Source organism: Colwellia maritima, from assembly GCF_022669015.1.
Taxonomy (GTDB): Bacteria; Pseudomonadota; Gammaproteobacteria; order Enterobacterales; family Alteromonadaceae; genus Colwellia; species Colwellia maritima.
In genome coordinates this window covers 240,737-252,855 of the sequence record NZ_JAKKSL010000002.1, presented here as the reverse complement: position 1 = coordinate 252,855, position 12,119 = coordinate 240,737, and the positions used below count along the sequence as shown (strand labels likewise).

The 12,119-nt window shown below is 37.2% G+C and carries 10 protein-coding genes; all 10 read right to left on the bottom strand.

Features of this window, described 5'->3' with window-relative positions:
• Window positions 1-243 precede the first annotated feature (243 nt).
• From L3081_RS28225 to L3081_RS11240, 10 genes are read right to left on the bottom strand one after another with little or no spacing between them, the layout of a single operon-like run.
• The gene (locus L3081_RS28225) at window positions 244-1,026 is read right to left on the bottom strand and encodes an HD-GYP domain-containing protein (protein WP_242286184.1); all 783 of its coding nucleotides are present in this window, start codon (window positions 1,024-1,026) and stop codon (window positions 244-246) included.
• A gap of 28 nt (window positions 1,027-1,054) precedes the next feature.
• Complete coding sequence (locus L3081_RS11280; RefSeq protein WP_242286182.1) at window positions 1,055-1,852, bottom strand: GAF domain-containing protein; 798 nt, start codon at window positions 1,850-1,852, stop codon at window positions 1,055-1,057.
• 2 nt (window positions 1,853-1,854) lie between these two features.
• Window positions 1,855-2,724, bottom strand: a complete 870-nt coding sequence (locus L3081_RS11275) for an adenylate/guanylate cyclase domain-containing protein (RefSeq protein ID WP_242286181.1) — start codon at window positions 2,722-2,724, stop codon at window positions 1,855-1,857.
• Window positions 2,725-2,752: 28 nt separating this feature from the next.
• Complete coding sequence (locus L3081_RS11270; protein WP_242286179.1) at window positions 2,753-4,069, bottom strand: CHASE2 domain-containing protein; 1,317 nt, start codon at window positions 4,067-4,069, stop codon at window positions 2,753-2,755.
• Window positions 4,062-4,910 (bottom strand): MBL fold metallo-hydrolase, encoded by an 849-nt coding sequence (locus L3081_RS11265; protein ID WP_242286177.1) that lies wholly within the window; start codon window positions 4,908-4,910, stop codon window positions 4,062-4,064. The genes L3081_RS11270 and L3081_RS11265 overlap by 8 nt, the downstream gene beginning before the upstream one ends.
• Before the next feature lie 26 nt (window positions 4,911-4,936).
• Complete coding sequence (locus L3081_RS11260; protein ID WP_242286176.1) at window positions 4,937-6,070, bottom strand: NHL repeat-containing protein; 1,134 nt, start codon at window positions 6,068-6,070, stop codon at window positions 4,937-4,939.
• Between the two features lie 5 nt (window positions 6,071-6,075).
• Entirely contained in the window at window positions 6,076-7,170 is a 1,095-nt protein-coding gene (locus L3081_RS11255; protein ID WP_242286174.1) for a hypothetical protein, read from the bottom strand.
• Window positions 7,142-10,318 carry an Ig-like domain-containing protein gene (locus L3081_RS11250; RefSeq protein WP_242286173.1) on the bottom strand — a complete coding sequence of 1,059 codons (3,177 nt, stop codon included), beginning with the start codon at window positions 10,316-10,318 and terminating at the stop codon, window positions 7,142-7,144. The genes L3081_RS11255 and L3081_RS11250 overlap by 29 nt, the downstream gene beginning before the upstream one ends.
• Complete coding sequence (locus tag L3081_RS11245; RefSeq protein ID WP_242286171.1) at window positions 10,318-10,887, bottom strand: hypothetical protein; 570 nt, start codon at window positions 10,885-10,887, stop codon at window positions 10,318-10,320. The genes L3081_RS11250 and L3081_RS11245 overlap by 1 nt, the downstream gene beginning before the upstream one ends.
• 18 nt (window positions 10,888-10,905) lie before the next feature.
• Complete coding sequence (locus L3081_RS11240; protein ID WP_242286169.1) at window positions 10,906-12,117, bottom strand: FecR family protein; 1,212 nt, start codon at window positions 12,115-12,117, stop codon at window positions 10,906-10,908.
• Window positions 12,118-12,119 lie beyond the last annotated feature (2 nt).

Below are 12,119 nucleotides of genomic sequence, written 5' to 3'. Positions count from 1 at the left end.
TTAATAAGTGAAAAAAATTAATCTGTCGAATGAATTCTTCTCGTTTGTCAAGGGTTAGCAATAACCATAAGATTAACTTGTTTTTAAGTCTCCCCGATTTTTAAAACGTTTTTATATGATTAACTTGTTTTATTTTAAGGACATCAATTGATGTCCTTTTTTTTAAATACTATTCCTTTACGTCATCTTATTATTGTAAACAACTTGAGATTTCGCACTAACACTAACACTAACATTGGCCATTTAAGGCAAAATAGCGTCAATATCAACATGATCAAGTTGAGCAACATCTGCAAACTTTTGTATATATTTTTCATATACTTTTGAACGAACAAAGATGGTAAATAAATCAGGATCAAGATGATTATTTTTTACCATATTACTCATGATTGATAAGCATTCACTGACCGGTTTTGCACTTTTATAAGGTCTGTCTGACGCCGATAATGCCTCAAAAATATCGGCAATTGCCATTAGTCTAGCAGGAACAGACATTTGCGCTTTTACTAAACCTCTAGGGTATCCCTTTCCATCCAAAGTTTCATGATGCCCCAAGGCATACTCGGCAACATTGGATAAATGCTTAGGAAAGGGTAATGCTTCAAGAATATCGAGAGTTACATCCATATGCTTTTGTATTATGAGTCTTTCTTCATTATTTAACGTACCACGCTTAATACTTAAATTAAGCACTTCATCGTCTGTTAGTAATGGCTGATTTTTGCTGTCGATAGAAATGTGATAACGAGAGGCAATGTCTGCAATATTTTCTGCCTGGTCATCAGTTAAAAATTCTCCACCAATATTAATTCTTTGCAGAAAAGATCGATCGAGTTGTAATTGTTTTTGAGCCACGTCTCTTTCACGTTCTAATTGCTGAACTCTAATCTTTTTATTTTCTTTTAATGCGGCAATAATTTCATCTTGCACTTTAATATCTATATCTCTGCTAGCAATTTCCAGTTTAGCTGTTACGTAATCAATACGGTCAAATATAGTTTGTAATTTTCTCGACTTTTCAATCACATGATCAGGGGTAGCTATCTTGCCACAATCATGAAGCCAACCGAAGAATATTAAGCTGATATCTTTCTTCTTCCGTCAATGTAAATGAGGCTAACGGTCCTTCTTTATAGTCATGAACAGCATCAGCAATCATTAGGGTTAACTCAGGAATACGCTTACAATGCCCCCCCGTATGAGGCGATTTTGCATCAATGGCTATGGCAATAGTTTTGGCAAACGATTCAAAGAGCTTTTCCATATTTGAAATTAAGGCTTTGTTTGTTAAAGCAATAGCACCTAACGAAGCAAAAGATAAAAGTTGTCGTTCTATCGGGACTGAAAAAGTCGTAATTTGGTCTCCATCCATTGCATTTATCAACTGAATAACACCAATAATATCATCAGTATGATCTTTGAGAGGAAACGTTAGCATCGACTTCGTTTTATACCCTGTCTTACTGTCCATTTTCCTTGCGGCACTAAAATCGAATGGCACCGTTGCATACACATCTTCAATGTTAATCACTTCACCAGAATTTGCTGCATGGGCAACAATCGCCGATTGATTAGGCTCATTATCGACAAATAAGGGGATAGGCGGAAAAGTAATTTCTTGAGATGAACTGCCCCCTAGATGCAGACCTAAACTTTTATTGTAGATAGTACGAAATTCTAATTCTTTACTTTCAGTCACTAAATAGATGGAGCCCGCATCAGCATTGGATACTTCAACCGCAGCCAAAAGAATCTTTTCCATTAAAATATCACTATCGTCTTCTTTACTTAGTTCAATACTAATATTCAATAAATGTTCGAATGCCGCTTGCTCTGGTGATCTATATTTCATAATTATTTACTTTCATGGCTATAAACACCATCCCAATCTTTAATATTTTGTTTATTTGCCATTGTTTCTATACGCGCTAGGTATATATCATAGATAATAGTTGATAAATAAGTGTTTTGCTTTAATTTTATGAAAAGCGCTTGGGATTCTTGCCAGTTTCCTGCTAAGTATTTGTTAAGTGCATCATGATGCATATCAAGCACTTTGAGTGTCATATCATCTAACTGATGATTAAAGCCGAGCGGTTCATACACATCAACAACAGCCTTTTGCCCTTTCACGCGTATTTTATCAATTTTTCGGCAAATAATTCCTTTAGATAAAATAGCATTATACGTACTGTTTGTAATCAAAATATCAACACCGTAATATTTAGTAAGTGATTCAATTCGAGAACCTAAATTAACGGCATCGCCAAGTACTGTATAGGCTTTTCTATAGTTTGACCCCATGTCACCCACGACCATATCTCCGGTACTGATACCAATGCCTACACGTATGGCGGGCCATTTTTTTGCAAGAAAAATAGGGGTTAGCGTTTCTGTTAGCGTTATGATATTTAATGCACTCACAACCGCGTTCAGTGCATGGTCAGCATCTTCTAACGGCGCGTTCCAAAAGGCCATAACCATATCGCCAACATATTTATCAATGGTACCTTTGTTTTCAAATATAATCCCTGTAGCTTGCGTTAAATATTCTTTTAGAAAATCACTGAGCTCTTCAGGCGTAAATTGTTCTGATAGCGTGGTGAAATTTCTGATATCTGCAAACAGTACTGACATTTCTCTGCGCTCTGTTTTAAGCTCTGTTCCCTTGGCTGAATGAATGAGTTTTTCAATATAGGCAGGAGGTACATATTGATTAAACATATCCTTTATTTGCTTTCTTTTGATATTTTCAGATAAAAACCCGGTAGCACCGTAATACGCGGTAAGTACAACAATGAGTAATAATACCTGAAACAATGGCAGACTTATTTTCAACACTGCCCAAAGAATACCAATTCAAACCGATGTGAATAAATAAACTCACAAGACAAATCATTAAAATTTTAATCGGTCCTTGCTTTGTCATGAATAAGGACAGTAAAACCCCTGTAAATAGTAATAAAGTAAACACTATCGCTAGGGTAATATCTAATTCTATCGGGAGTATTTCAGGATGAATAAGCCCTTCGAATACATTGGCATGCACTTCTACCCCTGGGTATTGCACACCTACAGAAGTAGTTCTTAAATCAGACAAACCCACGGCAGAAGTACCAACAAAAGCAATACTTCCGTCAAGTACTTCACTCGCGACTCGATTATTTAATACATCGGTCGCAGAAATATAAGGAAAGCTATGTTTTACCCCTTTGTAAGGTATAAAAATTTGCCCCTTTTCATTCGTCGGTATGAAATGCTTCCCGAAACTAAGACCTTGTAACCAACTAGCATTACCACTACTAATTGTTTCAGCTTTAATAGTATCTGCCGGCGTATACACTCTGGCTGCCTCTAAGGCTAATGATGGATATAATTGTCCTTGGTAATTTAATACCAATGAGGCTTTTCTAATAAAGCCATCACTTTCAGGAACCGAGTTAATAAATCCGGCACCCGTGGCAGAAGACTGTAATACTGCGATATTTCCTAAAACCTGTTTAAATGTACCTATTTCTGACGTTTGCGGAGTTAGATTCCACTCAATAACACTTTTAGGTAATTCTCCAGACGTTTGTGCACTATTATCAAACAGAAAACCAAGTACGACTTCTGATTGGCTAAGTGTGTTAGAAAATTCTTTATCAAAATTGACAGAATCTGCATAAACCGCAAGTGTTTGACGCGACTGTTCATCAAGCTCTTTATTTTTGTCAATAATGACATCAATGGGATTTTTCTCTGGCTCAGAAAAAAAGATATCGAAGGCAACAACGACAACTCCTGCCGCCATTAATTTTTCAACTAGCTCGCTAACTTTACTCCGGCTCCAAGGATATCGTCCCTGCTCTCTCATGCTTTTTTCATCAATATCAATAATAACCACTTGTTCATCAAATTGACGTTTTTCATCCGGTAAGGTAATTATTAGCCGTGCGTCGTATAATATCCCTTCAATACGTTGTAATACTTTTTGAATATTGTCTACTTTAATAAAATTCAAACTAATCACGAGTAGCGTGATGATTAAACCAACAAAAAAGTCTTTTGAGCGTAAATGATTAATCATGTATAACTTGAATTGTCCAAATCAAACAGCGTACCTTCCCTTGCGCAATATATACGTAATTCATCTCGGTACTTAGCTTGTAATTTTTTTCTTCGCGTAATAATTCGTCGTCTTTTCTTTCGGGGTCATGGCTAATAATGAAAAGCGTTTTGACATTTGCTTCACGAGCAAGCCTGCCTACCTCTTCAAAAATACTATGTCCCCACCCTAACTTTAAGGGTAAATCATCTTCGGTATATTGTGCGTCATGAATAAGCACATCAGCATCGGCAATAAAATCAAGCCATTGTTGCCGGCTTGTCGTAGGTGTAGTTGGTGTGTTCAGTTCATTATCAGTTACATAAGCCAATTTTTTACCGTCAGCATATAGACAATAAGCGGTGCCTCCGTCAGGATGATTTAACGCTTGTGTTTCAACCGTAAAACCTGGAATATTGAACCTTTTATTTAGCGTGATTTTCGTATCAATACCAATATCAGCAGGTAACTGATCAAATTTAACAGGATGACTAGAACCAGACATTTGTTTTAATATCATATCCTTATCTTCAAAATCAACAGCTCCTGTTATTATTGATATTTTTCTACTTGGCTGATAGATGGGTTTGAAGAATGGAAATCCTTGAATATGATCCCAATGATTATGTGTTAGCAAGATAGTAATCGAATTTTCCTTTTCAAATAATCTACTCCCTAATCCAATAATACCTGTACCGGCATCGAGAATCACATCATTACCATCATTTAGGCAAACATACACACAAGATGTATTACCCCCAAATATTACGGTATCTTTACCTGGTGTTGGTGAGCCACGAACACCATAAAATTCAATTTTCATATAATCACTTATTACTATAGAAAATGTTAATTCAGTTGATATTGGCTAAATTCAATATCATTTCTGAAGGTTGCATCAATATAACACTGACCCGCAACGACCAAAGAGTTATTGCTCAACAAAAGCACTGAGGTTAATTGCGCTGCATTTGTACAAACGTTTGCTTCAAAATAGCCCTGGCCATTAAAGCTAGTATCAAGGGAGCCATTAGCTTTTATTCGCCCAATCATTTCAGCATCCTCACCTAAAACTCGGCCGAACCCCACAACGACAATATTGTTATTATTATCGATTACCGCATCATAAACGCCTGCTTTACCTGAAAGTGGTGCCATAATAAAACTAGCAACGCCATTACCTGAAAAACTTGTGTCTAATGTTCCCGTTGTTGATATTTTGACGACCGCTACTTTCGCAGATAATAACGCTGCGGCGTTCCCAATTAAATATAAGTTGTTGCTATTATCAAAAGTAATTTTTTTAACGCTATCATTTGTCAAAATATTAACATCAACCGTTAAAACACCAGAACCATTAAATGAGGTATCAATTGAACCATTATTTAAGTATTTAATGACTAACATATCTTTAAATAGACTAGTACGGCTTCCTGCTGCATAGAGGTTATTACTCGCATCAACTATAACGCTAGCAAAATCGTCTGTAGAGTTTCCAATAATATATCCTTGGCTATTAAAGCCGGTATCAAGTACACCTGTACTCGTTAAACGTAGAATAAAAGATCGCGTACTACCACTTTCTAAATTGCCAACGGCAATAAACTTACCCGAATTATCATTAATTGCCTGACTAAATTGAATACTGGTCGCGCTGATTGCCGCAGTAGTATAAATTCCATTATCAGCAAAACTGTTATCGAGCACGCCATTTTGATCAATACGGGCAATAAATCCGTTAACCACAGTTGATTCGGTGACATTACCATAAACAATAAACTTGCCATTAGCTAATTCAAACAGCCCTTTAACTGTTGCATTAGTGCCTATTTTTAGCTGTTTATGACCATCACCACTAAAGCTAGTATCTAATGCTCCCGTATTGGTCACTCGGCTAAGTATAATATGATCATTAGTGCCATCATCAGCGACAGACGCAATTAAGAACTTACCTTGTTGCGTGCCATTTTGGATTTGAATCATGCCCGCTACACTATCGTTTGAAGCAGTGCCGAATGAGAAAATGTCTCTTTACCATCAGCAAAGTCATTTTCGCAGTCGTTATTACACAAATCCCCTTCATCATCAACGGCACTAATGATCATGTCGGTTTCGCCACCCGCTTCCACATAGCCAGATAACCACATTGTTTTATGGCCATCCAGGCTAATAGATTGTGCGAAAGCACTATCGCCACCATAGCTAATTTTTTTATAGCCACTTGCAGGTAGATCTTCATCATCAATGGTGCCATCAGACATTTTAATATGCGTTGCAAATTGCTTTGTTTGAGAATCAAATAAAGTACCACTGACATAGAGTTTTGAGCCCTCAAAGACAATGTCGGTAAATTCACTAGAGCCGGTACCCGCGCCTAAATCACCGTCAGCATCGTAAGTTACAATACCTGAGCCACCAAAATTTGTTTCTAAGTCACTTGTTTTATCTAGCGCAATAATAAGCGCTTCTTTTTTACCATTTGCTAAAACAGTTGCACCTACAAGGTGTGCCGTAAAGTCACTTTCTTTTTTACTAACAGCAGCATTCACCGTATCATCAGTACTATTCACATCATAAAAACGGGCATTACCACCGTTAAAGGTTGACATTGCTATACCATCTTCATCAAGTAACCAGGCAAAGACATCTTTGTCACCATCAGAAGTTTCAACATTGCCGACAACGAGTATCTCGTTATTGTTTGGGTTATAAACCGCCATACCTTCGTCATTAAGATTAATGCCGCTAATATCCTGCATAATATGTGGAGAATCGGCAAGATCACCAGGCGTATGGTCAATAAAATCTCCGTCTTTATCTATTTGGATAACTAAAAGGTTGTTATCACCCGCCTCTACCTTGCCAACTGCAAAGATATCTTTTCCGTTATACGCTGTGTCGTTTACAGATAAAGAAGATTTTTCAGTAGTACACCGAACACCGTTTAAACCAAAATCAGTGACTAAATCAGCATCGTTATCAATTTTTAAAAAACACACTTCAGTATAAGTACCGTCGTTACTGTTAAAGGCAACATAAAATTTGCCACCTGTTTCAACAATGCTTGGTAGCATATTCATCATGACCAAAATCAAAGGTTTGAATGCCACTACTACCAAATCCGCTATCTAACTTGCCATCTTGATCATAAGCAATGATATAAATATCTTTGTCGACATTATCTATATTACCAACAAAATAAATTTGACTACCTACACGGACAGAATCCGTTAATTTTGCTTGGGTTTTAATCCCTGTTAATTCAACAAAACCAATGGTCGGACGACCAAAACCTACCGTTTCATTTAATGTTACAGGTTCAGTTGTATCGATTAAGTTGATAGTAACTTCAATTTCAGTTGATTCATTTAGCGGAACTCCATCATCAGCAATAGTCACCGTTAAATTATGTTGAATACTGGTTTCATAATCTAGCGGGCTTAATCCATTAACAGTGATAACCCCTGTTGTTGAACCAATATTAAATAACCCCGTATCGCCTCCGGTAAGTGCGAATGAAAGGTTATCTAGTTCTTTATCTGTCGCGATTACCGTACCAACAACATCATTATTAGTTTTATCTTCATCAATACTAAACACCTGGTTCACTGCTGTAGGCGCATCATTAATAGCCGTTATAGTCAAATCGACACTGGCTTGGCTAGTACCACCATTACCATCACTAATTTTATAAATAAAACTGTCCGTGCCGTTAAAATCAGCATTAGGGATATAAGTAAAAGAGCCATCCGCATTTAGTGTTAAACCACCGTGTGCGACATTGGTTACGGGTGTTGTATAAACAGTTAATGTATCCAAGTCGATGTCAGTATCATTACTTAATAGCTGATCAACATCACTAACAAGCCTTTCAAAGGTTATATCTTCGTTAAGGGTGTAAGTATCTGCTACGGCTTGGGGCAGATCGTTAATTGGGTTTATTGTGATAGTAGCCGTTGCTTGTGATGTACCGTAACCATCACTAATTTGGTAAGTAAAACTATCCGTTCCATTAAACTCTATACCAGGTATGTAAGTAAACGATCCGTCATTACTCAATGTTAAACTACCATTACTCACATTGGAAATAGGCGTTGTATTGACAGTCAGTTGATTGTTTTCAAAATCAGTATCGTTTGCTAGTAAATGATTAGAAACAAGATTAGTAATAACCGGCGAACTACCTTCATCTATTGTAAAGTTATCATTTACCGCGATAGGAGCGACGTTTGGCGTTACTGTATCTATAATGGTTAGTACAACATTGGCTTGTGAGGTACCTCCCATACCATCGTTAATTTGATAGGTAAAGTTGTCCGTTCCATCAAAATTCATATTGGGTGTGTAGTTAAATGTACCATTACTATTGAGTACTAAACTGCCGTTACTTACATTGATAATAGGTGTGGTATTGACCGTGAGTGTATCGTTGTCGATATCGTTGTCATTGCTTAGTAATGACTGTGCCAATGCTATACTGAGTACATCGTTTTCTCGTGTATTGAAATTATCATTATTTGCTATAGGGAGATCGTTTACCGGACTAACTGAGACGACAATATCACCAACACTTGTGGCACCATGAATATCAGACACTATATAGCTAGCATTTAAAACGCCATAAAAATTTTGTTGTGGGGTAATACTAATGGAATTATTGACAATAACGGCTGTACCATTGTCAACGTCAACGGAATCTAGGCTAAGTAAATCGCCCTCTTTATCACTATCATTAGCAAGCACATCAGCAATAACGTTACTGTCTTCATCAACCACTATATTATCAGTAACCGTAGTAGGTGCATCATTAATGGCATCAACAACAATATTGACAATGCCGGTACTGCTTAATTCTCCCTCGTTCGTGATTTTATAGGTAAAACTATCAACACCATTAAAATCCGCATTAGGTAAATAAGTAAAACTACCATCCACTGCTAAATTTACTGTACCACTTAGCGGTGAACTAACAATGGTTGCACTTAAGGTTTCATTATCTATGTCGCTATCATTAGCGAGAACACCAATTACGTCAGTTACCGTTAAAGTTTCGTCTTCTATTACCTGATAATTATCATCTACGGCAATGGGTATATCACTTACCCTATTCACATTAATGCTAACAAAGGCCTGTGAAACAATATTTGCTACATTTTCAATTTGGTATTGAAATTGATCAACACCATAAAAATTACTGTCTGGAATATAAGTAAAAGTGCCATCTAACGATAAGTTAAGCTGTCCGTGTTGTGGTTGAACAAGCAAGGTAGTATTTAATTCAAACGAAAAGTTGTTGGGATCACTATCGTTCGCTAGTATCCCATTGGCAACTTGGCTAACAAGCAATGTAGTATCTTCATCTATCAGATAATCATCATTTTTTGCTACAGGGGCAAGCAGTTCTACATTAGGTAAAATAGTGACAGTTGCATTACTTACACCGCCATTATTATCTGATATTTGATATACAAATTGATCGTTTTCCAATAACACATCAGTTGATATATATGAAAAGCTACCATTAGCATTCATGGTAACTGTGCCATGAATAGGGTTTTCAACAATGGAGGTTGAAACAGATAATACATCACCATCAATATCTGAATCATTTAATAACACATTATTATCTTGTGAGCTTACTTGCCCATTAACATCAACACCATAAACATCATCAAGGGCAATGGGGTCATCATTTACTGGCGCAACTTCAAAACTAACTGCGCCTTCAGATAGTCCTCCTTCTGAATCGACAATCCGATAACGGGCAGTATCTTTACCGTGAAAATTTACCTGTGGCGTATAAATAAAATTACCCAATTCATCAAGCTCAATCGTCCCATTAAGCGGTTGTTGCACAATACTGTCAAACGACAACAATTGTTCTTCTGGATCTTGATCATTATCTAAAAAATTAACCGATATTGTTTCATCTTCGTTAATCGGGTAAGTGTCGTTATTAGCAATTGGGGGGAGATTTGGAGCACCATCAATACGCGGTATACTAAAAAGTGAAGAAACACCACTTTCGCCACCACCATCAATACCCGTTATAAGTAAATGGTAATATTTAGACGGATCATTGTCAGGAAACTCGACCGATGTTCCTGAAATAGCAAGCAATTGAACCCCATTATCTAAAGAAAGCGCATTAGATGAAGTGATAAGATGATTGGTTGCAGCAAATAAATTATAACGTTGAAGATTAGAATCGCCCGACCATGATACTGACACTATGCCATTTTCACACGTGTTGCCGTTACTGATGATATTTGGATTGGCTGCCAATTTAAATTAAGTGCATCAACAATAACACTATTACCCGCGCTGTCTTCAACTACAAGTTCTATCCGTAATGGTCCTGCACTCATATTAGCTAGCTGTGGACTAAACCCTGATATTGTAGATTGAAAAGCCGTGGAACAAGTATTATCACATAATGTATAAGTACGATTAACACTTGGCAGAAACAGTGATACTTTTTGAAGTTGGTCAGTATCTGAGGCAGTCACCCCTAAGGTTAAGTTTCCCTGTACGTTTTCATCAGCGCTTGCATGTCTTAACGTGCCTGACGCATTTGAAAAGCTATTGTCTACCGTAGCTCGGTCAAAAGATGTGACTCCCGCTACTTTTTTGGCTGATGACAAATTAGCACCCGCCTGACCGGCAAGGTCTACTTTGGACGTTGCAGTGCTATTGCTAGATGAATTATCGACATTACCTGCTGATGTTTCTGACTCTCCGCCTCCACATGCTGTTAAGGTAAGCAAACCAATAACCAATATACTTCTAAAATTATTCATTATTGAGCACCTTTTTACTTATGGCTGTAACTTAAATGAACCATCAGCATTCACTGAGGGGTTATTTGTTTCCTGTAAATTAAATCCACCGGTTATCTCATCTAAACCATTTGAGAAAGCTGCAAATATTTTTCCATTTGCCTTGTTGTTGCCATGGGAAGCAAAATTTATCCCTAGATCAAGTTTATCAATATTGATAAGGCCCGAATAGGCAGCAAACCATTCCCCTTGTTCATCTGAAAAACTTAAGCTTCCCCCTGGAACTGAGGCATTATCGAAATCAACAACCATATTCATATTAAAATCGGCGGCCGGTCCAACACTCGAGTTTACCGCACTTTGTATCACAGTTTGATAAGACAAAGAGCCAGTGCGAGTAGACAATAATTCTGCAATAGGTGAATTACTCACCCCTTGCAATTCAGATTCGTTATAAACACTACCATATTCAAGATCTTCAGTTTCTTCAGTAACTTGTGATGCCACTTGAGGGCTCGTGGTATCATCGACGATGGATGTATCATTCGCTGAGTCCTCATCAGATTCATTGGCAGCTGAGTCATCTATATTACTATCTGAGTAGCCTAAAGATGTTACCTCTGGTGCTTGTGTCATTGGTGTTATCTGACCTAAGGAGTTAATCGAAGCAAAAGAATAATCTTCAGATGCTCCTAATGACAAAGTTTGCTGATTTGACAATTTAACGTCAATATTGCCACTATAAACACCAAAGAAAACATTTTCACCAACAACATCAACCGAAAAATGAGTGCCTCGAATACCGATACTACCCACAGGTGTTTTAACTTGGTAATCGCCCCCTGATTTTTTTATTAACCCACTAATAGAGCGCAAGCCGCCATTAACTATTTCTAATGTTGCTGAGCCCTCGCCCGTTTCATCATTAAATTTATATTCGCTGATAATAATTTCTGTATTGGCTTTTAATGTGATCAAACCACCGTCAGACATACTAAATTGCGCTTTACTTTTTTCGCCCGTGGTAATGTTATCAACATCAAAAATGTTAGAACGTCTTTTAAGTTTTCTGGTTTCTTTAGTTGCTTGATCAATAGCCTGTACATTGCCTTTTGCTAATATCGTTTTACCTGCAACTAGCTCACTTGCATCAGTATTAATCGAGAAGATACTCGCTATTGAAAAGCACAGCACAAATGCAATTTTTATCAGATGGGACTGCTTTGTAATATTTGTTTTTAAATATGTCATAG

Bases quoted from the DNA above. Each gene is read 5' to 3' on its own strand.
- L3081_RS11270 (WP_242286179.1), bottom strand. From the start codon at position 4,069: ATGATTAATCATTTACGCTCAAAAGACTTTTTTGTTGGTTTAATCATC.
- L3081_RS11260 (WP_242286176.1), bottom strand. From the start codon at position 6,070: ATGATTCAAATCCAAAATGGCACGCAACAAGGTAAGTTCTTAATTGCG.
- L3081_RS11275 (WP_242286181.1), bottom strand. From the start codon at position 2,724: ATGTTTAATCAATATGTACCTCCTGCCTATATTGAAAAACTCATTCAT.
- L3081_RS11255 (WP_242286174.1), bottom strand. From the start codon at position 7,170: ATGATGAATATGCTACCAAGCATTGTTGAAACAGGTGGCAAATTTTAT.
- L3081_RS11280 (WP_242286182.1), bottom strand. From the start codon at position 1,852: ATGAAATATAGATCACCAGAGCAAGCGGCATTCGAACATTTATTGAAT.
- L3081_RS11240 (WP_242286169.1), bottom strand. From the start codon at position 12,117: ATGACATATTTAAAAACAAATATTACAAAGCAGTCCCATCTGATAAAA.
- L3081_RS11245 (WP_242286171.1), bottom strand. From the start codon at position 10,887: ATGAATAATTTTAGAAGTATATTGGTTATTGGTTTGCTTACCTTAACA.
- L3081_RS11265 (WP_242286177.1), bottom strand. From the start codon at position 4,910: ATGAAAATTGAATTTTATGGTGTTCGTGGCTCACCAACACCAGGTAAA.